Annotated in this window: 21 protein-coding genes; 8 read left to right on the forward strand and 13 right to left on the reverse strand. The window is 68.0% G+C overall.

What is annotated here, in order from left to right; translation table 11 throughout:
- Window positions 1–14 precede the first annotated feature (14 nt).
- Entirely contained in the window at window positions 15–1025 is a 1011-nt protein-coding gene (locus U6958_RS26360; protein ID WP_074921607.1) for a DNA-3-methyladenine glycosylase, read from the reverse strand.
- On the reverse strand, window positions 1022–1930 hold the full coding sequence (ada, locus tag U6958_RS26365) for a bifunctional DNA-binding transcriptional regulator/O6-methylguanine-DNA methyltransferase Ada (RefSeq protein WP_074921608.1): 909 nt from the start codon (window positions 1928–1930) through the stop codon (window positions 1022–1024). The genes U6958_RS26360 and ada overlap by 4 nt, the downstream gene beginning before the upstream one ends.
- A gap of 163 nt (window positions 1931–2093) precedes the next feature.
- On the opposite strand from ada, the gene kynA reads away from it, so the two are divergent.
- Window positions 2094–2969 carry a tryptophan 2,3-dioxygenase gene (gene kynA / locus U6958_RS26370; RefSeq protein ID WP_034365327.1) on the forward strand — a complete coding sequence of 292 codons (876 nt, stop codon included), beginning with the start codon at window positions 2094–2096 and terminating at the stop codon, window positions 2967–2969.
- A 91-nt stretch (window positions 2970–3060) separates the two neighbouring features.
- Complete coding sequence (locus tag U6958_RS26375; RefSeq protein ID WP_016449002.1) at window positions 3061–4359, forward strand: nitrate/nitrite transporter; 1299 nt, start codon at window positions 3061–3063, stop codon at window positions 4357–4359.
- Between the two features lie 18 nt (window positions 4360–4377).
- Here the strand turns inward: U6958_RS26375 and U6958_RS26380 are convergent, their stop codons facing one another.
- The 3 genes from U6958_RS26380 to U6958_RS26390 form a co-directional block, all read right to left on the reverse strand.
- The gene (locus U6958_RS26380) at window positions 4378–5586 is read right to left on the reverse strand and encodes an FAD-dependent monooxygenase (RefSeq protein WP_074921609.1); all 1209 of its coding nucleotides are present in this window, start codon (window positions 5584–5586) and stop codon (window positions 4378–4380) included.
- 374 nt (window positions 5587–5960) lie between these two features.
- On the reverse strand, window positions 5961–6254 hold the full coding sequence (locus tag U6958_RS26385) for an H-NS histone family protein (protein WP_016449004.1): 294 nt from the start codon (window positions 6252–6254) through the stop codon (window positions 5961–5963).
- Between the two features lie 100 nt (window positions 6255–6354).
- Entirely contained in the window at window positions 6355–7668 is a 1314-nt protein-coding gene (locus U6958_RS26390; RefSeq protein WP_074921610.1) for a hemolysin family protein, read from the reverse strand.
- Between the two features lie 24 nt (window positions 7669–7692).
- On the opposite strand from U6958_RS26390, the gene U6958_RS26395 reads away from it, so the two are divergent.
- Window positions 7693–8538 carry a symmetrical bis(5'-nucleosyl)-tetraphosphatase gene (locus tag U6958_RS26395; RefSeq protein ID WP_016449006.1) on the forward strand — a complete coding sequence of 282 codons (846 nt, stop codon included), beginning with the start codon at window positions 7693–7695 and terminating at the stop codon, window positions 8536–8538.
- A gap of 78 nt (window positions 8539–8616) precedes the next feature.
- Here the strand turns inward: U6958_RS26395 and U6958_RS26400 are convergent, their stop codons facing one another.
- The 3 genes from U6958_RS26400 to U6958_RS26410 all read right to left on the reverse strand — a co-directional run bounded on the left by U6958_RS26400 (window position 8617) and on the right by U6958_RS26410 (window position 11645).
- The gene (locus U6958_RS26400; protein WP_016449007.1) at window positions 8617–10113 is read right to left on the reverse strand and encodes a DEAD/DEAH box helicase; all 1497 of its coding nucleotides are present in this window, start codon (window positions 10111–10113) and stop codon (window positions 8617–8619) included.
- A gap of 185 nt (window positions 10114–10298) precedes the next feature.
- Window positions 10299–11180: a neutral zinc metallopeptidase gene (locus U6958_RS26405; RefSeq protein WP_016449008.1), complete on the reverse strand. Its 882-nt coding sequence runs from the start codon at window positions 11178–11180 to the stop codon at window positions 10299–10301.
- 108 nt (window positions 11181–11288) lie between these two features.
- Entirely contained in the window at window positions 11289–11645 is a 357-nt protein-coding gene (locus U6958_RS26410) for a hypothetical protein (protein WP_227472599.1), read from the reverse strand.
- A 101-nt stretch (window positions 11646–11746) separates the two neighbouring features.
- On the opposite strand from U6958_RS26410, the gene U6958_RS26415 reads away from it, so the two are divergent.
- The 4 genes from U6958_RS26415 (at window position 11747) to nadB (ending at window position 17252) form a co-directional block, all read left to right on the forward strand.
- A complete protein-coding gene (locus U6958_RS26415) occupies window positions 11747–12694 on the forward strand; it encodes a delta(1)-pyrroline-2-carboxylate reductase family protein (RefSeq protein WP_074921611.1) in 948 nt (315 codons plus the stop codon).
- A 15-nt stretch (window positions 12695–12709) separates the two neighbouring features.
- The gene (locus U6958_RS26420; protein WP_074921612.1) at window positions 12710–14461 is read left to right on the forward strand and encodes a sensor domain-containing diguanylate cyclase; all 1752 of its coding nucleotides are present in this window, start codon (window positions 12710–12712) and stop codon (window positions 14459–14461) included.
- A gap of 144 nt (window positions 14462–14605) precedes the next feature.
- Entirely contained in the window at window positions 14606–15739 is a 1134-nt protein-coding gene (gene nadA, locus U6958_RS26425) for a quinolinate synthase NadA (RefSeq protein WP_074921613.1), read from the forward strand.
- A gap of 10 nt (window positions 15740–15749) precedes the next feature.
- On the forward strand, window positions 15750–17252 hold the full coding sequence (nadB, locus tag U6958_RS26430; RefSeq protein ID WP_074921614.1) for an L-aspartate oxidase: 1503 nt from the start codon (window positions 15750–15752) through the stop codon (window positions 17250–17252).
- A 281-nt stretch (window positions 17253–17533) separates the two neighbouring features.
- Here the strand turns inward: nadB and dcd are convergent, their stop codons facing one another.
- The 3 genes from dcd to U6958_RS26445 all read right to left on the reverse strand — a co-directional run bounded on the left by dcd (window position 17534) and on the right by U6958_RS26445 (window position 20685).
- Window positions 17534–18106, reverse strand: coding sequence for a dCTP deaminase (dcd, locus tag U6958_RS26435; protein WP_013803686.1), 573 nt, complete (start codon window positions 18104–18106; stop codon window positions 17534–17536).
- A gap of 68 nt (window positions 18107–18174) precedes the next feature.
- Window positions 18175–19467: a guanine deaminase gene (guaD, locus tag U6958_RS26440; RefSeq protein ID WP_074921615.1), complete on the reverse strand. Its 1293-nt coding sequence runs from the start codon at window positions 19465–19467 to the stop codon at window positions 18175–18177.
- Window positions 19468–19578: 111 nt separating this feature from the next.
- On the reverse strand, window positions 19579–20685 hold the full coding sequence (locus U6958_RS26445; protein ID WP_046241130.1) for a BMP family ABC transporter substrate-binding protein: 1107 nt from the start codon (window positions 20683–20685) through the stop codon (window positions 19579–19581).
- A gap of 461 nt (window positions 20686–21146) precedes the next feature.
- Between U6958_RS26445 and U6958_RS26450 the strand changes: the two genes are divergently transcribed.
- Window positions 21147–21587, forward strand: a complete 441-nt coding sequence (locus U6958_RS26450) for an HIT family protein (protein WP_043790738.1) — start codon at window positions 21147–21149, stop codon at window positions 21585–21587.
- Between the two features lie 6 nt (window positions 21588–21593).
- On the opposite strand, the gene U6958_RS26455 is transcribed toward U6958_RS26450, so the two are convergent.
- Complete coding sequence (locus U6958_RS26455) at window positions 21594–22643, reverse strand: adenosine deaminase (RefSeq protein ID WP_046241128.1); 1050 nt, start codon at window positions 22641–22643, stop codon at window positions 21594–21596.
- On the reverse strand, window positions 22643–23650 hold the full coding sequence (locus U6958_RS26460) for an aromatic ring-hydroxylating dioxygenase subunit alpha (protein ID WP_074921616.1): 1008 nt from the start codon (window positions 23648–23650) through the stop codon (window positions 22643–22645). Before U6958_RS26460 ends, U6958_RS26455 begins: the two co-directional genes overlap by 1 nt.
- Window positions 23651–23707 lie beyond the last annotated feature (57 nt).

Below are 23707 nucleotides of genomic sequence, written 5' to 3' on the forward strand. Positions count from 1 at the left end.
CTGGAGCCAGCCCTTCAGAACGCCGTGGACGACAGCGAGGCCCAGAGATGGGCCGCGACCAGGGCGCGCCAGGGCGCGAAGTCCCGCAGCCACAACTCGGTCTGCGCGGCGTCCACGGATTCCGTCTCCAGCAGCCGCGCCAGGGCGCGGCGCACGGCCACATCGCCGTGCAGCGGGCCGTCCAGGTGGCCATAGCCGCGCAGCAGCATGTAGTTCACCGTCCACGGACCGACGCCCTTGAGGGCCAGCAGCCGCCGGCTGATCTCGCTGGCGGGCAGCTCGGGCATGGCGGCCCAGTCGTCCAGCGGCAATTCACCCGACTGCACGGCCTGCGCCAGCAGGCGCAGCGTATGGGTCTTGCTCCGGGAAAAGCCGGCCGCGCGCAGGTCGTCCTCGCTCAGCTGCGCCACCTGCGCGGCCTCCGGCATGCACCACAGCTGCTGCGGCGCGTCGGCATGGCCATCGTGCAGCGCCACCGGCTGGCCGGCTGCAGCGATCAGGCGGCGGCGCAGCGACACGGCTGCCGCCACGCTGATCTGCTGCCCGGTGACGGCCCAGCTCAGCGCCTCCCAGGGCGTGCAGGCCGCGGGCACATGCAGGCCAGGCTGGCGCGCCAGCAGCGGTCCCAGCCGCTCATGGCGGCCAAAGCGGCGCTCGAACTCCCCCACATCCTGGGACAGTCCGAACATGCGCCGCAGCATGGCGGCCAGCACATCGTCCATGCCGGTGATTGCGCCTGCACCGGCGGGCAGGCGCCATCGGGCCTGCACCACGGCCGCCTCTTCGCACTGCGGCGTCAGCTCCAGGGTGAGCAGCGTGGGAAGGCCTTTCCACATCAGGCCCTTGTGCATGCGGATGGTGCCGCCATCCTGCAGATCGCATTCGGAAAGGCGCTGGGCATCGCGCCGGTGAAAGCCCCAGAACTCGGTCATGCGGTAGCCGGCCGGCAGCGTCAGTTGCTGCTGCGTCTGATAGGTCTGGCCGGTGCCACGCCCTTGCCCTGGCCCTTGTCCTTGCCCGCTCATGCGCTTCCTGCCTGGCGCAGCGGTGCGTGCCCAGCGTCCTTGCCAGCCGCCTCCTGCGCCTGGCGCGCCTCGCGCAGCAGCAGGGCGCGCTTGCGCTCCACGCCCCAGCGGTAGCCGGAGATGCTGCCGTCGTTGCGCACCACGCGGTGGCAGGGCACGGCCACGGCAATGGGGTTGGCCGCGACGGCGCTGGCCACGGCCCGGGCACCCGTGGGCATGCCCAGGCGCAGGGCCAGTTCCGAATAGCTCAGGGTCTGGCCGGCGGGAATGGCGCACAGCGCCTGCCATACGCGCTGCTGGAAGGCCGTGCCCTGCACATCCAGCGGCAGTGCCAGGCCCCGGCGCGGCTGCTCGACCAGGGCCACGACCTGGGCCACGGTGTGCTCGAATCCGGCATCGCCGCCCACCAGTTCGGCCAGCGGAAAGCGCTGCTGCAGGTCCTGGACCAGGGCCTCGGCATCGTCGCCCAGCAGCACGCAGCACACGCCGCGATCGGTGCTGGCCACCAGGATGCTGCCCAGCGTGCATTCGGCCACCGCAAAGCGGATGGTCTGGCGCATGCCGCCGCGCCGGTAGTCACCGGGCGCCATGCCCAGCATGGCGCCTGCATCGCGGTAGAAACTGCTGCTGGCCGCATAGCCGCTGAGGTAGGCGGCATCGGTGACCGAGTCGCTCTTGCCTGGCTGCAGCGCCTGGCGCAGCGCACGCGCGCGGTGCGCCTTGGCATAGGCCTTGGGCGTGAGGCCCGTGGCCTGCTTGAACAATCGGTGCAGCTGCCAGGGGCTCAGCCCCGAGCGTTCTGCCAGCGCGCCCAGGGCGGGGGGCGGCTCCTCGGTCTCCAGCCAGCGGCAGCATCGGGCCACCAGGGCAGCGGGGTTGGCAGGGGCATCGCTGGCTTGATTCATGGCTTGGTGGGACACGGCATGTCTTTCAGGATCATCGGATGCCTTACTCTACGCAGCCCGGCGCGGGCGCGCATCCCGCTTCTTGCAAGCCGCAGGATTGCTGCGCGGGATTCGGTTACGCTGCGCCCTGCATTTTCCGCATCGAGACTTGCGAGACTCCCACATGACCACCGAACACTCCGGCTGTCCCATGAACAGCCCCGGCCGCACCGAATCCATCGTCAAAGAGGAGCGCGCCCAGCTGGACTTCAGCCAGTCCATGAGCTATGGCGACTACCTGCACCTGGACCAGATCCTCACGGCACAGCACCCGCTGTCGCCCGCGCATGACGAGATGCTGTTCATCATCCAGCACCAGACCAGCGAGCTGTGGATGAAGCTGATGCTGCACGAGGTCCGCGCCGCCACGGCCGCCATCGCAGGCGGCACGCGCGCCGACGCCTTCAAGATGCTGGCCCGCGTCAGCCGCATCATGGAGCAACTGGTCAGCGCCTGGACCGTGCTGTCCACCATGACGCCGCCCGAGTACACGGCCATGCGTCCCTACCTGGCCAACTCCAGCGGCTTCCAGAGCTACCAGTACCGCTGCATCGAGTTCTCCCTGGGCAACAAGAATGCCGCCATGCTCCAGCCCCATGCCCACCGGCCCGATCTGCTGGCCCAGGTGGAGGCGGCATGGCGCTCGCCCTCGCTCTACGACGTGTCCCTGCAACTGCTGGCGCGCGAGGGCATCGAGGTGCCCGCCGACCGGCTGGAGCGAGACTGGACCCAGCCCTACGAGGCCAGCGAAGGCGTCAAGCAGGCCTGGATCACGGTCTACCGCGATCCCCACCAGCACTGGGACCTGTACCAGCTCGGCGAAAAGCTGGCCGACATCGAGGACGCCTTCCGACTTTGGCGCTTCCGCCATCTGACCACGGTGGAGCGCGTCATCGGCTTCAAGCGCGGCACGGGCGGCACCGGCGGCGTCAGCTACCTGCGCAAGATGCTGGACGTGGTGCTGTTCCCCGAAATCTGGGCGCTGCGCACCGAGCTGTAAGAACTGGCGGGCGCCACCGACGGCAGACCGCTGCGGTGGCGACAGCGCGCATGCGCGCAAACGGGTAAGCTGCGGCGCCAGGAGAAATACCGTGTCCGCAGCGCCGCAACAGCCCCCACACAACAACACACACACAGAGGCTTCGCAGACCTCCACCGCAGCACCGCCGCCACGCAGCCAGCTGCTGTGGGCCATGCTGCTGGCCCTGCTCTCGGCCTTTGCGCTGAGCCAGGCCTTTCGTACCACGACCTCGGTCATGGCGACCGGCCTGCAGCAGGATTTCGGGCTTACGGCCCAGTCGCTGGGGGCCTTTGCGGGCCTGTTCGGACTGTCCTTCGGCGTGGCCCAGTTGCTCATGGGCATCGGCATGGATCTCTACGGCCTGCGCCGCACGGTGCTGCTGTCGTTTCCGCTGGCGATCGCGGGATCGGCACTGTCCGCCGCCGCACCCAATTACGGCTGGCTGATGGTGGGCCAGTTGCTGATCGGCGTGGGCTGCTCGCCGGCCTTCCTGGCCTGCACCATGTTCATCTCGCGCCACTTTCCCATGGACCGCTTCGCCTTTCTGTCGGGCGTGGGCATGGGCGTGGGCGGCTTGGGGCTGCTGTTCACAGGCACGCCGCTGGCCTGGCTGGTCCAGCATTTCGGCTGGCGCTCGGGCTTTGCGCTGCTGGCCGTGATGTCGGCCCTGTCGTGGCTGCTGATCTGGTGGCGCGTGCACGAGCCCGCCCGCCGCGGAGCACAGACCGCCGCACGGGAAAGCTGGGGCGTGGCGGCACGCCGCATGGCCGAGCTGTTCACGCTGCCGCACACCCTGGGTATCGTCCTGCTGGCCATGGCCTGCTATGCATCGTTTCTGGCGCTGCGCGGCCTGTGGCTGGGGCCGCTGCTCATCCATCGCTATGGCTTTTCGCTGGTGGAAAGCGGCAATGTGGCGCTGGTCGTATCGATGATCTCGCTGTTCAGCCCCGCGATTTTCGGGCGCATGGATCCCGGCCCAGGACGGCGCCGGCGCTGGCTCACCAATTACTCGCTGCTCATGGGCAGCCTGTTCATGCTCATGGCCTTTTTGCACCATGGCTGGACCAATGTGGCGCTGATCTTCGCCATGGGCCTGCTGTCCGGCTATTCGGTGCTGCAGTACGCCGATGTGCGCGCTTCCTACCCCCCAGAGATGACCGGCCGCGCACTGTCGCTGTTCACCATGGCCATGTTCCTGGGTGTGGCCCTGGTGCAATGGTTCACGGGCTGGGTGGCGGCCTGGGCCGAGGCCTGGGGCGTGGAGCCCTACAAGGCCGTGATGATCTCGATTGCGGCCACGCTGGTGGGCGCGTCGACCGCGTTCCGTTTCCTGCCCTCCTCGCCGCTGCTGCGCCAGGCATCCGCCTAGCGGCCGGAGTCTGTGCCTCTACAAGGCGTTGGCGGCCGAGCCATCGCCACGGTACAGCCAGGGCAGATCCATCAGCCGGGAGCCCAGCAGGCGCAGCGACAGGTCACGCCCCCAGCGCACCGGACCCGTGGCATGGAAGATGCGGCCATTGCGCTGCGAGCGCGCCTGCACGCGCGCATTGCGCTGCCAGCGATTGAGCGCGTAGCGGCGCAGGCGCATGTTCACATCCAGGTCATGCATGGACAGGGCGCGCTGCAGCTCCGCTGCATCTTCAATCGCCATGCCGGCGCCCTGGGCCAGATAGGGTCGCATGGGGTGGGCGGCATCGCCCAGCAAGGCCACCACGCCGCGCGCCATCTGCGCGGCCGATTGCACGGGCGGGCGATCGCCCACCGGCCACAGCCGCCAGTCACCGCCAGCGGCAGGCACATGCTGGATCAGGTCCAGCAGATGCGGGCAGCTGCCCTGCAGCACCCGCACCAGATCATCGAGATTGCCCGCGTGGTCCCAGTTCGCCAGGTCCTCGGGCGCCGGGCCCTGGACGATGACCACCAGGTTCTGCAGCTCGCCCCGGCGCACGGGGTACTGGATGGCATGCATGCGCGAGCCCAGCCAGGCCGTGACATCGGTGGCCCGCAGCCGCTTGGGCAACTGGGCCTGGTGCACCAGGGCGCGGTAGGCCAGGTGCCCGGTGACACGAGGCGGGCCGTCGCCCAGCAGCTGCTGGCGCAGGACGCTGCGCACGCCGTCGGCGGCGACCAGGGCATCGCCTTCGATCAGCTTGCCGGCCTGGGTTCGCACGGTGACCACGCCGTCCGTTTCGGAAAAGCCTTCAATGGGCTGGCCCAGGTTCAGGTGCATGCCCGGATAAGTCTGAGCGGCTTCCTTCAGCAGCTGCTGCAGATCGGCCCGGTGGATGGTGGCGTAGGCAGCGCCGTAGCGATGCACGGCCTCGCTGCCCAGAGGCATGTGCCCCAGTTCCTGCCCTGTGGCGGCGCTGCGCACCCGCAGGCTGTCCGGCAGCGCCACCACCTGCTGCAGCGGCTTTTGCAGGCCCCAGGCCTGCAGGCGGCGCACCACATTCGGCCCCAGCTGGATTCCAGCCCCCACTTCGCTGAGCACGCGAGCCTGTTCGAAAAGACGCACTTCCCAGCCCGCCCGCGATGCACCAATCGCGGCAGCCAGGCCACCAATGCCGCCGCCGGCAATCAACACCTGCTTGTTCATGCGCGTATTGTGCCCCTGCCTTCGCCCATGGTGGCTGGTGCCTGGATATTCAAGTCGGCCACCACTGAAGAAAATCAAAAAATCATCGGATTTGTCTGAAACACGCATGCATCCGCCATGCGTTGAGACGCCAAGACCCGGAAACACCCACCTCGCATGCTCCAAACTGCCGCAAGGTGCATCACTGGCACCGTGCATTTGCGTTACCGCCAGAAATCGGCCCTGGCATCGCCGCCGCGCAATGTCCGTGCACAGGCCCACGCTTTGCACAGCGCATGATAGTCATTCTCAACCGAGTCAATTTTTGACAAATGGCCGTGCCAATGAAAAAAGCCCGCACAAGGCGGGCTCTTTCAACATGCGCGATGGAAAAATCAGATGACGAACTTTTCGCGGTCCTGATTCTGAATCCACTTCGGCGGCTTGCCGCGTCCGGTCCAGGTCTGGCCAGTGGCGGGATCACGGTACTTGGGCGCCACCTTGGTGCCCGTTGCACCCGCATTGCCGCGACCACGAGCCGAAGGAAAGACGTCATCCGCAGTCAGGCCATATTCGGCAATCAAATTGCGAACCTTGCCCACGGCGTCAGACAGTTCACGCTTGCGCGCTTCCTGGATCTGTTGCTCCAGTTCCTGTCGCTGCTTCAGCAATTCCTTGTAAGAGCTCATGGTGTGCGCCTTGAAAGTTGTTTAAGAGCTTTCATTATAAAAACATAATCGCCCTACAGGGCAAGACGCATGTAAGCAAAATCCACAATATCGCAGTTGCCTATTGCAGCGAGGGGCCTTCGGATAATTCCGAAATGGCAAGCACCTTGTCAATGCGTTTGCCATCGAGATCAATCACCTCGAAGATCCAGCCCGCGCAGCTGATCCGCTCTCCCAGAACCGGCAAATGACCGCTTTCCGCCATGAGAAGGCCGGCAACGGTGTTGTATCGGCCACGGTGCTCATCGGGCAGGTCACGAATATCGAGGCGCGCCTTCAGCTCCGATATGGGCATCAGTCCGTCCAATAACCAGGAGCCATCCCCACGCTGCATGGCCCATGCTTCCGTTTCGGTCACAGGCTGTAACTCGCCGGTAATCGCCTCCAGCAAATCGCGCGGCGTCATGATGCCCTGCACCACGCCATATTCATCCACCACGAACACCATGCGCCCGGATCGGGCACGCAATTGCTCCAGCAGTTCCATGGCGCTGAGCGTCTCGGGCAGGAACGAGGCCGGCAGCACATGCTCGTAGAGCGTGGAGCCCGCCGCATCGGGACCCAATGCCAGCAGGCGCGCCACGCTGATGATGCCGACCACGTCATCAAGGGAATTGCGGCACACCGGATACCAGGAATGGCCGCCCTTTGCGTGGTCATCGGCCGAGGCCTGCAATGCCTCGGTGACGGTCATGTCGGCATCCAGCCATTGCACATCGCCGCGCGGCACCATGATCGACGTCAGCGAGCGGTCATCGAGATGGAAGACGTTCTGCACCATCTGGTGTTCGCTGGCCTCGATGACGCCGGCATCGCGGCCCTCGGCAAGGCTGGCCGCGATCTCCTCCTCGGTCACGGAGCGTGCCGCCGATTCATTGATGCGCAGCAAGGTCAGCATGGCGCGGGTGGAGAAGGCCAGCAGCCGCACAAAAGGCTTGGCTGCCGACGCCACCCACGTCATGGGCCGCGAGACCACGATGGCCACGGTTTCGGGATAGAGCTGGCCGATGCGCTTGGGCACCAGCTCGCCGAAAACGATGGTGACGAAGGTGATCACGGTCACGACGACTGCCGTTGCCGAAATGCTGGCTGCGCGCTCTGGAACGCCCAGGCCCAGCAGCCATGCGGCCAGTCCGTCGCTGAAGGCCGCCTCACCCAGGATACCGTTGAGCAGGCCGATGGAGGTGATGCCCACCTGCACCGAAGAAAGAAATTGCGTGGGGTTGTCGAGCAAGGCCAGTGCCGCCACCGCCCCCTTGTCGCCTGTTTCAGCCAGTGCCACCAACCGAGCCTTGCGGCTGGAGGCCAGTGCCAATTCGGACATTGCAAACACCCCATTGAGCAGCGTAAGCAACGCGATCAGCAGAAAATCCATGGTTCGTATATCAGAAAGAAGACCATGGCACTTTACTGTATCGGTGATATCCAGGGATGCCACGACGCCTTTGAGCGCCTGCTGCAACGCGTGGATTTCTCCGCCAGCCGCGATACCTTGTACATCCTCGGCGACCTGGTGAATCGCGGCCCGGCATCGGACAAGGTACTGCGCACCTGCATGGCCGCCGGCGACTCCATGCGCGCCCTGCTGGGCAACCATGACCTGCACCTGCTGGCCGCCGCCCACGGCGTGCGCCGCAACAGCCGCCGCGACACCTTGGCCCAGGTGCTGCAAGCGCCCGATCGTGACCAGCTGCTGGACTGGCTGCGACAGCAGCCGCTGGCGCGCAGCCACCGCACGGTGCATGGCGATGAGCTGCTGATGGTCCACGCAGGCGTGCTGCCGCAGTGGACCGCCCAGGAAGTGATGGACCTTGCAGGCGAGGTGCACACGGTACTTCGCAGCGCGCAATTGCCGGATTTCCTGCAAGCCATGTACGGCAACCAGCCCGATCGCTGGTCGCCGGATCTGCAGGGCTGGGAACGGCTGCGTGTCATCGTCAACGCGCTGACACGGCTGCGTTTTTGCAGCGCTCAGGGGGTCATGGATTTCGACAGCACGGAGTCGGCAGAGCAGGCAGCGCCAGGACTCATGCCCTGGTTCGATGTGCCGGGCCGCGCCACGGCGGGCGTGCCCATTGCCTTTGGCCACTGGTCCACGCTGGGCCATATCAACCGGCCCGATCTGGTGGCGCTGGACACGGGCTGCGTCTGGGGTGGCTGCCTGAGCATGATGCGCTTCGGCGACCATCTGGCGGACAGGGAGCTGATCCAGGTGGATTGCCCGCAGGCCCAGGCCCCAGGCTGATCGGGAGCAGCCCGTGCACCCATGAAAAAACGCCTGCAAGGCAGGCGTTATTCGGGAAGCAGGCCGCGTGTGCGGCGCTCAGACCTCGGAGGTGGCGACGGGCGCGGCGGGCGCGACCGGTGCCTTGAACAGCGCCGCCAGCTTGCGCTTGGGCTTGATGTTGCCGCCGGCCTTGGGCGCAGCGCGCTGGCTTTCCCAGTTGGCGTCGGCGCTGGCCGAAGGCTCATAGGGCTTGTCGAAGAAGGGGTCGGAATGCGCCGGGCGCTGGGCCATGCGCGAGCCGCGATGGCCGAAGCCCGTGCTGCCCCGTGCTGCATCGGCACCGCGATCGCCACGCTCGCCACCGCGATCCCGTTCACGACCGTACCCGCCGCCAGCGCCTTGGCGCGGCAGCTCGTCGAAACGGTGACCACGCGGTGCGCTGCCGCGGAAATCTTCCATGGGGCAGGTTTCGACGTTGATCTTCTTCTTGATGAGCTTCTCGATCTCGCCCACCAGGCGCGCATCGTGGCTGGTCACCAGGGTCACGGCAATGCCGGAGGCGCCTGCACGGCCCGTGCGGCCGATGCGGTGCACATAGTCTTCGGCGTTGAAGGGCACGTCGTAGTTGAAGACGGCCGGCACGTCCTTGATGTCCAGGCCACGGGCCGCGACATCGGTACACACCAGCAGATCGACCTCGCCGCGCTTGAAGGCTTCAAGCGCCTTCAGGCGCTCGTCCTGGCTCTTGTCGCCGTGCAGCGCCGTTGCACGCAGGCCATCACGCTCCAGGGCACGCGTCAGGCGGGCGCAGCCCAGCTTGCTGTTGGAAAAGACGAAGGCCTGGCGGATCTCGCGCTGCTTGAGCAGCGAACGCAGCGCATAGCGCTTGTCGTCGTCGCTGACGCTGTAGAAGCGCTGCTCCACCGTGGACGCCGTCTCGTTGGGACGGGCCACTTCGATGGTGACGGGGTCTTGCAGGTAGCTGCCGGCCAGGCGCTTGATCTCGGGCGAGAAGGTGGCGCTGAACAGCAAGGTGGTGCGTGTCTTGGGCAGATGGGACAGGATGCGCTGCAGGTCGGGCAGGAAGCCGATGTCCAGCATGCGGTCCGCCTCGTCGAGCACCACGTACTCGACCTGGTTGAGCACCACGTTCTTGGCTTCGATATGGTCAAGCAGCCGGCCCGGCGTGGCCACCAGCACCTCGACGCCCTTTTTCAGTTCCAGCGTCTGCGGTTTCATGTCCATGCCGCCGAACACCACGGTGCTGCGCAGCTTGGTGTACTTGGCGTACTGGGCGATCTGCTGAGCCACCTGGTCCGCCAGTTCGCGCGTGGGCAAAAGCACCAACGCCCGCACGGGGTGCCGTGCAGGCGAAGCGGAGGCATTTTCGTGGCGCATCAGCCGCTGCAGCAACGGCAGCGAGAACGCTGCCGTCTTGCCCGTGCCGGTCTGGGCTGCGCCCATGACATCCTTGCCGGTCAGAACAACCGGAATGGCCTGCGCCTGGATGGGCGTCATGGACTCGTAGCCCATGTCGGCCACGGCGCGCGCCAGGGACTCGGCCAGTTGGAGATTGGAGAAAGAGCTTGTCATTGAGGACGCTATTGTCGCACCTAGCGCGATTTGTGCGTTGCAATAACGCCAATTGGCACCTGGACAAGCATGGCGTTGCGTGAGCGCAACCCGCAAAAACCCGGTACGAGGGCCCGCTATGCGGGCATTTTTTCATCGCCGGGCCGCCGCCTCGAGATGGGAAAGCGCCCCTCGGGGGGCATTTTTCAAAGCGAAGCGGCCGAGAAAGTGTCGCAGGACTTGACGCTGCCGGTGCGCAGACCGGTGCTGAACCAGCGCTGGCGCTGGGCACTGGTGCCATGCGTGAAGCTGTCGGGCACGACGGCGCCGCCACCGGCGCGCTGCAGGGCGTCGTCGCCGATCTTGGAAGCGGCATTCATGGCCGACTCCACATCGCCCTGCTCCAGGATCTGGCGTGCGCTTTGCGCGCGGTTCGCCCAGACGCCGGCCAGGCAATCGGCCTGCAGCTCCAGCTTGACCGACAGATGGTTGTATTCGACCTTGCTGACGCGGCCCCGCGCACGGTCCACCTGGGCGCTGATGCCCAGCAGGTTCTGCACGTGGTGGCCCACCTCGTGGGCAATCACATAGGCCTGTGCGAAATCGCCGGGGGCGCCGAGCTGGTTCTTGAGCGTCTCGTAGAAGCCCAGGTCGATATAGACCTTCTGGTCGGCAGGGCAGTAGAACGGCCCCATGGCGGACTGCCCCGTGCCGCAGGCCGTGGGCGTGGCGCCGCGGAAGAGCACGAGCTTGGGATCGGCATATTGGGCGCCGCCCTGGCGGAACACCTCGCGCCACACATCCTCGGTATCGGCCAGCACGGTGGAGACGAAGCGGGCGAGCTGGTCGTCGGCCGGCGGCTTGTGGGCCGGCCCCTGGGGCTGCTGCACCTGCACCGGCGCGCCGCCGCTGAGCGCCCCCAGGATGGTCAGCGGATTGATGCCCAGCACCCAGCCACCGACCAGGGCGATGACGATGGTGCCGATGCCGATGCTGCGCCCGCCAAAGACGGGACCCCCACCGCCACCACCACCGTCATCACGGCGGTCCTCCACATTGTCCGACTCGCGGTTGCCTTCCCATCTCATGGTGTTCGCTCCTGGATCTGTGCTGCGGCCTGCAGCATCGGGCGGCGATATTACGTCGGAACCTGCGGGGCCGCAGCGTCCGCAGTCCCGGCAATGATACGGCGTGTATCAGCGCACGGGCTGCACCGCCATGGGGGCAGTGACCGGCGGCGCCTGGCTGCGCAGTACCTGCTCGCGCGCCACCAGCACCATGCCGGCCAGCAGCGCGGCGACGATGCACAGGCCGACGACGACCGCCAGGCCCAGCCCCCATCCGCCGCGCCTGCGCCGCTCGCGTGCAGGCTCGCCGGGCCTGCGGGGCGCAGGTGCCTGTTCGCTGGGAGGCTCCTCGCGCTGCCACGGTTCGGGCGCGGGCCCGCGCCGCTGCTGCTCGTAGCGCGGGGCCGATTCCTTGCGGGGAGCTTCGGGCCGCGCCGAACCGTCCCAGCTGGGCTCCTCGCGCGGATAAGAAGGCTTTTGTGACATAGGCGACATCGTAGTGCCTGCGCAGGCCCGCGCGGGCCTGGGTGCACCACCGGACACATCGCGCATTGGCCTGCGCGCGCCTACTGTGTACAGTCGCGGCCATGAGCCATTCCAGCACGCACTCCTCCGCCGCCCTAGACGCGCAGGCCACGGCCGCCCTGCTGCCCTGGAAGGAGCTGGCCGAAGAGATCGCGGCTGTACTGCTGCAGCCCCGGGCAGTGCAGGTGCCGCCGCGCATCGTGATGCCACTGCCCGCAGGAGGCAGCCTGTTTTGCATGCCCGCCACCGATGGGCAGGTGGCCATGACCAAGCTGATCAGCCTCACGCCCGGCAATGCCGGCACGCCGCGCGCCACCATCCAGGGCGATGTGGTGGTCTTCGATGTGGCCACGGGCGAGCGCCGCCTGATCCTGGACGGCCCCACGGTCACGGCGCGGCGCACGGCCGCCGTATCGCTGCTGGCCGCGCAAAGGCTGGCTCCCAATCCGCAGGGCCCGCTGCTGATCGTGGGCGCCGGCGTGCAGGGCCTGGCCCATATGCAGGCCTTTGCAGCAGGCCTGGGCGTGCGCGAGGTCCAGGTGGCATCGCGCAGCGCCGAGAGCGCCCAGTCACTGGTCAGCCAGGCGCATGCCATGGGCCTGCAGGCCAGTGCCGTGCAGGATCTGGAGGCCGCCGCGCGCCATTGCCCGCTGATCGTGACCTGCACGCCGGCCCGCGCCGTGGTGCTGCATGCAGCCCCGCGCGCCGATGCCTTCGTCTCGGCCGTGGGCGCCTTCACGCCGCAGATGGTGGAGCTGGCGCCCAGCCTGTGCCTGGGCCTTGCGCAGGCGGGCCGCGTCGTCGTCGATACCGCAGATGCGCTGCACGAAGCGGGTGATCTGCTGCAGGCGGGCATGGACGTGGCCGCCCTGCCCACGCTGGAGCAGGTGGTGCGCGAGCAATGGCTGCGCCCGCAGATGCCGGTGCTGTTCAAATCCTGCGGATGGGGGGGCTGGGACCTTGCGGCCACCCGCCTGGCAATGCGCCGGGCTGCGCTTCAGAACAGTTGACGACGGATTTCTGCGTTGAACGAGCTTTCCCCCCCGGATTCCCCCGCCCCGCCCCCAAGCACCGAGCCCGGCCGCTGGCAGCGCCTGGGCCTGCGCACGCAACTGGCCCTGGTCTTCGGCTCGCTGCTGGTGGGCGTGACGGTGCTGATGTCGCTGGCCTTCGGCGAACTGCTGCGCTGGCGCATGGAGCGCGAGGTCAGCGCCTCGCTGCATGCCATGGCCTCCAACGCGGCGCGGCAGTTGTCTGAAGGGCTGTTCAGCCGTGCCCATACCGTGGAGGTGCTGGCCGCTTCGCCGGAGCTGTGGGTGCAAGGGCTGGATTCCCCGGGCGTGGGAGCGCTGCTCAACCGCGCCCGTTCGCTGACGCCGTCCAACCTCTGGATAGGCGTGGCCGACGCCGAAGGCACGGTGCGCAGCGCCACCGACCAGTTGCTGGTGGGCCACGATGTCAGCGACCGGCCCTGGTTCGAGCCGGGGCTGCAGCGCGTGCATGTGGGCGACGTGCGTGCCTCCTCGCCGCGCATGGCCGCGCTGCTTGCGCCCCCGGCCGACGGCGCGCCGCGCCGGTTCATGGACTTTGCAGCGCCCATCCGCGTGGGCGGACTCACGCAGGGCGTGCTGTGCATGCACAGCAGCTGGGAATGGGTGCGAGAGACCATGCAGACCTTGCAGCAGGCCGACAGCGGGGATCGCCAGATCGGCCTCTTCATCTTTGACCGCCACGGCAAGATCATCCACGCCCCGGGCGACAGCCTGGAGCCGCTGCAGGCGCTGGACCAGCGCCTGCCGGTGGCCCATACCGTGTCTGCCGATACGTCCGATGCCACGCTGCTGCCCGTGCAGGTGGCGCGCTGGAAGGACAGCCCGCAGAGCTTTCTGACGGCCACCGTGCCGCTGCAGGCCCACAACCGGGTGACGGCCATGGGCTGGCACATCGTGGCCCGCCAGCCGCACGACAACGCCTATGCACCCGCGCGCCAGGCCATGCACCAGGTGCTGGCCGGCGGCCTGGCGGCGGCGCTGGTGGCCGCCGTCATCGCCTGGCTGGTGGCACGAAGGCTCAGCCAGGACCTCAAGCGCCTGGCCCGCGCGGCCAACGGCATCGATGGCAGCGGCGCGGCGCCGGACATTCCGCAGCTGCACAGCAGCCGCGAAGTGCACCGCCTCTCGCAGGCGCTGCGCGGCAGCATTGCCCAGCTGCGCTCGGCCAACGAGGCCATGGAGCGCCAGGTGCGCGAGCGCACCCTGCAGCTGCAGCAGGCCAATGCCGAGCTGGAGCACCAGGCGCGCAGCGATCCGCTCACGGGCCTGCTCAACCGCCGGGGCTTCGATTTCCAGCTGGACTTCGCCATGGCGCTGGCGCGCCGCAGCGGCCGCCCCTTGAGCGTGCTCGTCATCGACGTGGACCACTTCAAGCGCATCAACGACCAGCATGGCCATGACATGGGCGACGCCGTGCTGCGCACCCTGGCGCGCGCCTTCCGCATGCGGCTGCGCGAGTCCGACGTGCTGGCCCGCATGGGGGGCGAGGAATTCCTGGCCCTGCTGCCCGACACCACGGCCGACACGGCCGTGGCCATTGCAGAGCAACTGCGCGAACTGCTGGCCTCCACGCCCATGGCCCACGGCGAGCCCGTCACCGCCAGCGTGGGCGTGGCCACGCTGCGCGGCACCACGGACACGGCCGCCGCCATGCTGCGCCGTGGCGACGAAGCGCTGTACGAGGCCAAGGGCGCAGGCCGCAACAACGTGCAGCTTCAGCGCTGAGACGGCCCCGCGCCGCTTTCTGCCCCCTCGGCTTGCCGCCTGCCGCAAAACACCAGTGCGGGAAAAAACATCACACTAATACTCAAATTGAGCATATTATTCGCAGCCATCACCAGACCTTTTCCACAGTCCCGGACGGCCACCATGCAGCTCAAATCCGTGCAGTACGACAAGCCCCATTTCTCCCACGCCGGCCAGTGCGGCATCGGCGAGGCCTGGGCCCGCATTCCCCCTGAACTGGACCGCGCCCAGCGCCTTCGGACCACCGAGCGCATACGCGCCCTGCTGCACGAGCGCGATGCCGTGCTCGTGGCCCACTACTACGTGGATGGCGAACTGCAGGACCTGGCGCGCGAGACCGGCGGCTGCGTGGGCGATTCGCTGGAGATGGCGCGCTTCGGCGCCCAGCACCAGGCCAGCACCCTGGTCGTGGCCGGCGTGCGCTTCATGGGAGAGACCGCCAAGATCCTCAGCCCGGAAAAGCGCGTGCTCATGCCCGACGACGACGCCAGCTGCTCACTGGACCAGGGCTGCCCGGCAGACGAGTTCAGCGCCTTTTGCGACGCCCATCCCGACCGCACGGTCGTGGTCTACGCCAATACCAGCGCGGCGGTGAAGGCGCGCGCCGACTGGGTGGTCACATCGTCGGTGGGACAGGACATCGTGGCCCACCTGCACGCCTGCGGCGAGAAGATCCTCTGGGCGCCCGACCGCCACCTGGGCGCCCACATCCAGCGCCAGACCGGCGCCGACATGCTGCTGTGGCATGGCTCCTGCCTGGTCCATGACGAGTTCAAGGCCGACGAACTGGCCGCCATGGCACTGGAGCACCCGCAGGCCGCCATCCTCGTTCACCCCGAGTCGCCGGCCGCTGTGGCAGCCCAGGCCGATGTGGTGGGCTCCACCACCCAGCTCATCAACGCGGCAGGCCGGCTGCCCACAGACACCTTCATCGTGGCCACCGACCAGGGCATCCTGCACGACATGCGCATGCGCTACCCGGGCAAGACCTTCCTGCCCGCGCCCACGGCCGGCCAGGGCGCCACCTGCAAGAGCTGCGCCATGTGCCCGTGGATGGCGATGAACAGCCTGCAGGGCGTGGAGCTGGCCCTGGAGCAGGGCCTGTGCGCCATCGAGGTGGACCCCGCCATCGCCCAGGCCGCGCGCCGGCCCATCGAACGCATGCTGGCTTTCGCGGCCGGCCACCGCCAGCCCGTGCGCGCCAGCGGCGACCTTGCGCGCGATGCGGCGCTCTTCCAGCACTTCGGTCCCGCCTGAGGACAGCGCCATGACACAGCCTTGCACAGACGTACTCATCATCGGCGCCGGCCTGGCCGGCATGGCCGCCGCCCTGTCGCTGCCGCCGCATCTGCGCGTGGCCCTGCTCAGCAAGGGCGCGGCCGAGGAATGCGCCAGCGCCTGGGCCCAGGGCGGCATTGCCGCCGTGCTGGATGCACAGGACAGCATCGACGAACACGTGGCGGACACCCTGGTTGCGGGCGCAGGCCAGTGCGATGCGCAGGCCGTGCGCGCCATCCTCGAGCAGGCTCCCGACGCCATCGATTGGCTGGTGGCCCACGGCGTGCCTTTCACGCGTGACGACAGCGGTGGCCTGCACCTCACGCGCGAGGGCGGCCACGGCCGCCGCCGCATCGTGCATGTCGCCGACTGCACCGGCCAGGCCGTGCACGCCGCCCTGCTGCGCGCCTGCCGGGAGCGCGCGAACATCGATTTGCATGAACACACCAGCGCGCTGGACCTGCTGACCGAAGGACAGCCTGCGCACTGCACAGGCGCGCTGGTGCGCCTGCCCGATGGCCGCCAGCAGCGCTGGCATGCCGCGCATACCGTGCTGGCCACGGGCGGGCTGGGGCAGGTCTATCCCGCCACCACCAACCCGGCCACCGCCACGGGCGATGGCGTGGCCATGGCCTGGCGCGCGGGCTGCCGCGTGGGTGATCTGGAGTTCATGCAGTTCCATCCCACGGCCCTGCAGGTGGATGGACGCGCGGCTGGCCTGGTCTCGGAAGCCCTGCGCGGCGAAGGCGCCCTGCTGCGCCTGCCGGACGGCACGCGCTTCATGCCTGCCCATGACGAGCGGGCCGAACTGGCGCCGCGCGACATCGTGGCCCGGGCCATCCGGCACGAGATGGACCGCCATGGCCTGGCCTTCGTGCACCTGGACATCAGCCACAGGCCCCGCGCCTGGCTGCAGTCGCATTTCCCGGGCGTGATGGCCCTGTGCGCCAGCCATGGCATCGACATTGCGACGCAGCCGATTCCCGTGGCCCCCTGCGCCCACTACGCCTGCGGCGGCGTGCTGGCCGATATCGACGGGCGCACGGATGTCGATGGCCTGCGCGCCATCGGCGAGGTGGCGCGCACCGGACTGCACGGCGCCAACCGGCTGGCCAGCAATTCGCTGCTCGAATGCGTGGTGATGGGCCGCGCGGCCGCCCGGGCCATCGCGCAGCAGCCGGCTGCTGCCCCGGCGCCGGCCCGGCCGACCGAAACCCTGCAGGCCGGCGCACAGGAGCAGGACACGGCCGCCATCGCGCAGGAGTTGCGCCAGCTCATGCAGGACTGCGTGGGCATACAGCGCAGCGACCAGGGCCTGGCACAGGCCGTGCAGCGCATTGCGGCATGGCGGGAAAGGCTGGCACCTGCCGCAGGCCATGCGCTGCGCAACCAGCTCGATGTCTGCTGGCTCATGGCCACGGCTGCCGCCGCACGGCGCGAGAGCTGCGGCGCGCATTCGCGCATCGACGCCGCACCGGCGCTGGTGGAATGAAGAATGACCCCCACGCTACCCAAGGGGGCCGCTTTTCATCTTGGGGCGGCCCGGCGATGAAGAATGACCCCCACGCTCCCCTTGCTGCGCAAGGTCCGCTGCCCCCCGAGGGGGCCGCTTTTCATCTTGGGGCGGCCCGGCGATGAAGAATGACCCCCACGCTACCCTTGCTGCGCAAGGTCCGCTGCCCCCCAAGGGGGCCGCTTTTCATCTTGGGGCGGCCCGGCGATGAAAAAGGCCCGCAGCTTTCGCTGCGGGCCTTGTCTGCCGGGCCAAAGCCGTCAGGCCTTGGGAAGCGTCACGCCCACCTGCCCCTGGTACTTGCCGCCACGGTCGCGGTAGCTGACCTCGCAGACATCGTCGGGATCGCTCTCGAAGAACAGCACCTGGGCGCAGCCTTCACCGGCGTAGATGCGGGCGGGCAGCGGCGTGGTGTTGGAGAACTCCAGCGTCACATAGCCTTCCCATTCGGGCTCGAAGGGCGTGACGTTGACGATGATGCCGCAGCGCGCGTAGGTGCTCTTGCCCAGGCAGATGGTCAGCACGTTGCGCGGGATGCGGAAGTACTCGACCGTGCGCGCCAGCGCGAAGCTGTTGGGCGGGATGATGCAGCTGTCACCCTCAAAATCGACGAAGCTTTTCTCATCGAAGTTCTTGGGGTCCACCACGGTGCTGTGGATGTTGGTGAACACCTTGAATTCGGGTGCGCAGCGGATGTCGTAGCCATAGCTGCTGGTGCCGTAGCTGATGATCTTGCGGCCATCGACGTTGCGAACCTGGGCCGGTTCGAAAGGCTCGATCATGCCGTGATCCTCGGCCATGCGACGGATCCACTTGTCGCTCTTGATGCTCATGGCAATTCCTCGTTCCCTAGCTGTCCTTGTCAGGCGCCAGCACCCGGCCGGGCACTGGCGCAAAGGCGCTATTTTGCTTGAGAAACGACGGTGCGCTCTATCAGGCGGTCATCGCCCAGGATGATCATGGCGAACAGCAGCTCGTCCAGGCTCTCGGCCTGGCGGGTCTTGCGCTCGAGCAGCGGCGTGCAGGCCGGGTTGATGACCACGAAGTCGGCTTCGCAGCCCGGCTGCAGATTGCCCACCTGGCCGGCCAGCCCCAGGGCGCGCGCCGCGCCCGCCGTGTGCTGCCACCACAGGTTGCCGGGCGACAGGCTCAAGCCCTGCTTGGTCTGGCCCTCGCGGCCCGCCACGTAGGCGGCCTGCATGGTGCGGAAGGGGCTGAAGCTCATGCCGCCGCCCACGTCGCTGGCCAGGCCGTAGAGGAACTGCGCGGCGTCGGCCCGCGCAAAGTCGAAGAAGCCGCTGCCCAGGAACAGGTTGCTGGTGGGGCTCACGGCGGCGGCGGTGCTGCGTTCACGCATCAGGGCGCGGTCTTCATCGTCCAGGTGGATGCAGTGCGCGTAGACGGCGCGCTCGCGCATCAGGCCGAAGTCGTCGTAGACCGACAGATAGCTGCGGGCCTTCGGAAAGAGTTCGGCCACCCAGCGCACCTCGTCCAGGTTCTCGGCCACGTGCGACTGGATCCAGACATCGGCGTAGCGGGCGGCCAGCTCGCCCGCGCCGCGCAGCTGCTCATGCGTGCTGGTGGGGGCAAAGCGCGGCGTGATCGCGTAGCCCAGGCGGTCCACGCCATGCCAGCGCTGGATCAGGTTTTCGGTGTCGATCAGGCTTTGCTCGGTCTGGTCGCGCACGCCGTCGGGACTGTGGCGGTCCTGCAGGACCTTGCCCGTGATCATGCGCATGCCGCGGGCCTGCGACGCGCCCATGAGCGCATCGACCGACCCCGGGTGCGAGGTGGCAAAAGCCAGCGCCGTGGTCACGCCGTTGCGCTGCAGCTCGTCCAGGAAGAACTCGGCCACGCTGTCGGCATGCGCGCGTTCGCAGAAGGCCGACTCATGAGGGAAGGTGTATTTCTCCAGCCAGGGCAGCAGGCCTGCGGCAGGCGCGCCGATCACATCGGTCTGCGGATAGTGGATGTGCAGGTCGATGAAGCCCGGTGCCAGCATGCGGCCCGGCAGATGGGTGACTTCGGCGCCCGGCTGGCCGGTGAACTGCGCCTGCAGCGCCTGCCAGCTGCCGGCGGCGACCACGCGCTGCTGCCCCCTGTCATCCGGGGCGACGGCCAGCAGGCCGTCTTCGTCGTAGAGCGCCTGGCCATCGTCGGCAAAACGCAGCAATGAGGAACGGTAGATTTGCATGCCGCCAAGCTTAGCGGGCGGACAGGCAGATGCCATATCCGCAGCGCTATAGGCGCCATCGGCAGGCGCCACCCTAGGGTTTACGCCAGGGCGGCAGCCAGGGGTCCCACCTCACTTGGGCAGGGTGGCCTGCACGCCTTCCACCAGCCAGTTCATCTGCAGGATCTGCGCATCGTCCAGCTGCTTGCCGGCTGGAATGCGCACCTGGCCCTGGTTGTCGCGCACCGGCTGGTCGCCGGCCTTGAAGGGCTGCAGGCGGCCCTGGGCCATGTCCTTTTGGCGCTGCAGCACTTCCTCGCGCACGGCGGGCGGCAGCCTGGGGCCGAAGCCTTCCACGCGGATCATGCCCTCGCGCACGCCGCCCCAGGTGTCCTGGCTCTTCCAGCTGCCGTCCAGCACCGCTTTGGCGCGCGCCGTGTAGTAGTCGCCCCACTGGTGGGTGACAGCCAGCAACTGGGCGTCGGGCCCGTCCTTGCGCATGTCGGAGTGGTAGGCAATCGCCATGCGGCCGCGCTCCTGGGCGGCCTGCATCACGGCGGTGGATGCGACCTGGAAGGACACCACGTCCACGCCGCCGTTGAACAGTGCCATGGCCGCATCGCGCTCGCGCGGCGGGTCGAACCAGGTATCCAGCCAGACCACCTTGACCGTGGCCTTGGGATTGACCGAGCGCATGCCCAGCGTGAAGGCGTTGATGCCTTGCAGCACCTCGGGAATCGGAAAGCCGACCACGAAGCCGGCCACGCCCGTCTTGCTGGCACGGCCTGCGGCAATGCCCGACAGATAGCGGCCCTCGTAGTAGCGCGCATTCGAGGTGGCCACGTTGTCGGCGCGCTTGAAGCCCGTGACCGACTCGAACTTCACCTGCGGGAAGTCGCGCGCCACGCGCATCACGGACTCGGTGTAGCCGAAGCTGGTGGTGAAGATCAGTTGGTTGCCGCTGGCGGCCAGGTCGCGCAGCACGCGCTCGGCGTCGGGGCCCTCGGGCACGCTGTCCACGGCGCGGGTCTGCACGCGCGGGCCCAGGGCCGCCTGCAATGCGCGCCGGCCCTCGTCGTGCTGGCGCGTCCAGCCGGCGTCGAGCACGGGCGTCAGATAGACGAAGGCGGCCTTGAGGGGCGTGGAACCTGCGGGGGATGAAGGGGCGGGATGGCCTTGGGACAAGGCCGTGGATACAAGACTTGCGGCCGCGACTGCGGCTGCGAGGTTTTTGTACATGGTGTTCCTCTACATGGCCCGGAAATGAAAACGCACCTGCCGTGGGCAGCGGCCGGTGCGGGGCGCGATTATAGGCAGCGGCCCCGGGGGCTGCCTGGGCCTGCGCTTATGGCCTCCATAAGGGGCGGCAGATACCGTCTACTAGAGCGTGTTATGCACTTTTAAGTGCCCGCGAAAGCCGGGAAATGGGCCCGGAACGAGGCGCAGCGCGCGCCGCGGTTGCCATACCGCAAGTGTGCTGCAACGAAGGGCCGGGCCCATTTCCCGGCTTTCCCGAAGGGTTGGCTCTGCGCGCAGGCGCTCGCGGCGTTGCAGCGCTTGCCAAGGCTCCAGCCTTGGCGGCGCACTGCGCCTTGCGATCACCAGCGCGCAGAACCAACGCGGGTACTTAAAAGTGCTTAACACGCTCTAAGATCGTCGGCAAATTCCACCCCCAAGCAACCACCAAGGAGTACAAGACCATGCCGATGTTCGTCGATACCTCGCCCCCGGGCCAGTGCATCTTCTGCCGCCTCGTGGCGGGCGAGATCCCGTCCGCCAAGGTGTTCGAGGACGAGCAGACCATCGCCTTCATGGACATCGGCCAGGTCAATCCCGGCCATGTGCTGGTGGCCAGCAAGCGCCATGCCGTGACCCTGCTGGACCTCACGCCCGACGAGGCCGGCGCCGTGATGCGCACGGCCCAGCGCGTGGCGCGGGCCGTGCAGTCAGCGTTCGACCCCGATGGCATCAGCCTGTTCCAGGCCAATGGCGCGGCGGGCGGGCAGACCGTCTTCCACTTCCACCTGCATGTGCTGCCGCGCCACGAGGGCGACGGCGTGGGCCTGGGCTGGCCGCGCAAGGAGCCCGGCATGCAGGCGCTGCAGGACCATGCCGAGCGCCTCAGGAAGGCGCTGGCCTGAGCGGACTCAGGCCAGGGCTGCGTACTTGGCGAACACGGCCTCCAGCTGGCGCATCCAGTGGGCGCGCTGCTGGGGCGTGACGAAGCTGGCGTCAAAGCTGTTGACCGCCAGCTGCCAGGCCTGCTGCGAGTTCATGCCCGTGGCGGCGAACAGCTGCAGGTAGTTCTCGTTCACGTAGCCGCCGAAGTAGGCCGGATCATCGGAATTGACCGTGACCTTGAGACCCGCCTCCAGCAGCTGCGGCAGGTTGTGCTGCGCCAGGTCGGCCACCACGCACAGCTTGAGGTTGGACAGCGGGCACACGGTCAGCGGCACGCCGTCGCGCACAAGGCGCTGCATCAGGGCCTCGTCGCGCGCGGCCTGCACGCCGTGGTCTATGCGCTCGGAATGCAGCACGTCCAGCGCGCCCCAGATATAGGCGGGAGGCCCCTCCTCGCCCGCATGCGCGACCAGGTGCAGGCCCAGCTCGCGGCAGCGCGCGAACACGCGGGCGAACTTCTCGGGCGGGTTGCCGACCTCGCTGCTGTCCAGCCCCACGCCGATGAAGCGGTCGCGCAGCGGCAGCGCGGCCTCCAGCGTGGCGAAGGCGTCCTCCTCGCTGAGGTGGCGCAGAAAGCTCAGGATCAGCGCCGACGAGATGCCCTGCTCTATCTCCGCATCGCGGCAGGCGCGGTACAGGCCGTTGATCACGGTCTCCATGCCCACGCCGCGCTGGGTGTGGGTCTGGGGGTCGAAGAAGATCTCGGCATGGACCACGTTGTCCTGCGCGGCACGCGCCAGGTAGGCGCGCGCCATGTCGTAGAAATCCTGCTCGTACAGCAGCACGCTGGCGCCGGCGTAGTAGATGTCCAGAAAGCTTTGCAGGTCGGTGAAGGCATAGGCGCGGCGCAGGTCTTCCACGCTGGCATAGGGCAGCTTCACGCCGTTGCGCTGGGCCAGCGCGAAGATCAGCTCGGGCTCCAGCGAGCCTTCGATGTGCATGTGCAGCTCGGCCTTGGGCATGGCCTGGAGCAATTGGGGCAGATGCGCGGCATCCACGGCGGGTACGGTGTGCATCAGCAGACTCCGAAGGTGATGCCGCTGGCCCGGAGGTAGCGGCGGTAGGCGGACGACATGCGGTCGGCCGCAGAGTGCATTTCGGCGCGCGGGTCCAGCGGCAGGCACTTGGGCTGCTGCGACTCCAGCACGGGCTGGTCCTGGCAGAAGATGGTGTGCTGGAATTCCTGCAGCTGGGCATCGGGCGAATCGAAGTCTGCCACGGCCAGCCGGAACCAGACGCGGCTGGTCTCGGGCGTGACGGGGCAGATGAACAGGGCGATGGACTCGCGCCATCCGGCCCGGGTGGTGCCGGATTCGGGGATCTTGGTCAGCACGGCGGCATAGGGCGCCGTGACTTCGTAGGTGTACTCGACCTCGGCCGCGCTGGTGGAGTGCAGGTTGGACTGCGGCTGCACGGCCTTGCAGCCCGTGGCCAGCACGCCCGTGGGCGTGGTCTCCACGGCATAGGCTTCGATGGCCGTGGCATCGCGGCTGCCCAGCCAGCCTTCGTGGACAAAGCCGAAGTGCGACATGTCCAGGAAGTTCTCGATGATGCGCGGCGCGCTGGCGGCCACATCGTAGGGGCCGCAGTTGAGCTTGCGCAGGTGCGCGTCCGCCTCGGCTTCAAACGCTGGCAGTGCCGCCAGGGCCGCCAGGGCCGGAGCCGCCGAGAGCTCCTCGCCCGTGGCCAGCCGCACCCAGACCAGGCCGTAGGCTTCCTGTGCCTCGAAGGCCTTCACGCACTGCGAAGGCGGGGGCGTGAAGCTGGGCAGGGCCGGCACCTTGACGCACTGGCCGCTGTCGGCGAACTGCCAGCCGTGGTAGGGGCATTCAAGGTGGCCGTTCTCGACACGGCCCATGGACAGGCGTGCGCCACGGTGCGGGCAGCGGTCCACGAAGACGCGGACCTGGCCTTGCGGATCGCGCCACAGCACCAGGGGCTGGTCCAGCAGTTGCACGCCCAGCGGCGCATCGACAACTTCGTGGGCCTGGGCCACGGGATGCCAGAGGGAGTTTTCGATCATGGGGGGAATCTCTTGCTGTCTGTCTGTGCCGCGGCAGCGGGCAGGCTGCGGCTGGGA

This window comes from Delftia lacustris (assembly GCF_040267515.1).
GTDB classification, from domain to species: Bacteria; Pseudomonadota; Gammaproteobacteria; order Burkholderiales; family Burkholderiaceae_C; genus Comamonas; species Comamonas tsuruhatensis.

Excerpts from the sequence above, each read along its gene's own strand:
- ada (WP_074921608.1), bottom strand. The coding sequence starts at position 1,930 with ATGAATCAAGCCAGCGATGCCCCTGCCAACCCCGCTGCCCTGGTGGCC.
- U6958_RS26400 (WP_016449007.1), bottom strand. The coding sequence starts at position 10,113 with ATGACAAGCTCTTTCTCCAATCTCCAACTGGCCGAGTCCCTGGCGCGC.
- nadA (WP_074921613.1), top strand. The coding sequence starts at position 14,606 with ATGCAGCTCAAATCCGTGCAGTACGACAAGCCCCATTTCTCCCACGCC.
- U6958_RS26445 (WP_046241130.1), bottom strand. The coding sequence starts at position 20,685 with ATGTACAAAAACCTCGCAGCCGCAGTCGCGGCCGCAAGTCTTGTATCC.
- U6958_RS26415 (WP_074921611.1), top strand. The coding sequence starts at position 11,747 with ATGAGCCATTCCAGCACGCACTCCTCCGCCGCCCTAGACGCGCAGGCC.
- U6958_RS26380 (WP_074921609.1), bottom strand. The coding sequence starts at position 5,586 with ATGAACAAGCAGGTGTTGATTGCCGGCGGCGGCATTGGTGGCCTGGCT.
- U6958_RS26450 (WP_043790738.1), top strand. The coding sequence starts at position 21,147 with ATGCCGATGTTCGTCGATACCTCGCCCCCGGGCCAGTGCATCTTCTGC.
- U6958_RS26410 (WP_227472599.1), bottom strand. The coding sequence starts at position 11,645 with ATGTCACAAAAGCCTTCTTATCCGCGCGAGGAGCCCAGCTGGGACGGT.
- kynA (WP_034365327.1), top strand. The coding sequence starts at position 2,094 with ATGACCACCGAACACTCCGGCTGTCCCATGAACAGCCCCGGCCGCACC.
- U6958_RS26455 (WP_046241128.1), bottom strand. The coding sequence starts at position 22,643 with ATGCACACCGTACCCGCCGTGGATGCCGCGCATCTGCCCCAATTGCTC.
- U6958_RS26405 (WP_016449008.1), bottom strand. The coding sequence starts at position 11,180 with ATGAGATGGGAAGGCAACCGCGAGTCGGACAATGTGGAGGACCGCCGT.
- nadB (WP_074921614.1), top strand. The coding sequence starts at position 15,750 with ATGACACAGCCTTGCACAGACGTACTCATCATCGGCGCCGGCCTGGCC.
- U6958_RS26390 (WP_074921610.1), bottom strand. The coding sequence starts at position 7,668 with ATGGATTTTCTGCTGATCGCGTTGCTTACGCTGCTCAATGGGGTGTTT.
- U6958_RS26460 (WP_074921616.1), bottom strand. The coding sequence starts at position 23,650 with ATGATCGAAAACTCCCTCTGGCATCCCGTGGCCCAGGCCCACGAAGTT.
- U6958_RS26395 (WP_016449006.1), top strand. The coding sequence starts at position 7,693 with ATGGCACTTTACTGTATCGGTGATATCCAGGGATGCCACGACGCCTTT.
- U6958_RS26360 (WP_074921607.1), bottom strand. The coding sequence starts at position 1,025 with ATGAGCGGGCAAGGACAAGGGCCAGGGCAAGGGCGTGGCACCGGCCAG.
- dcd (WP_013803686.1), bottom strand. The coding sequence starts at position 18,106 with ATGAGCATCAAGAGCGACAAGTGGATCCGTCGCATGGCCGAGGATCAC.
- U6958_RS26385 (WP_016449004.1), bottom strand. The coding sequence starts at position 6,254 with ATGAGCTCTTACAAGGAATTGCTGAAGCAGCGACAGGAACTGGAGCAA.
- guaD (WP_074921615.1), bottom strand. The coding sequence starts at position 19,467 with ATGCAAATCTACCGTTCCTCATTGCTGCGTTTTGCCGACGATGGCCAG.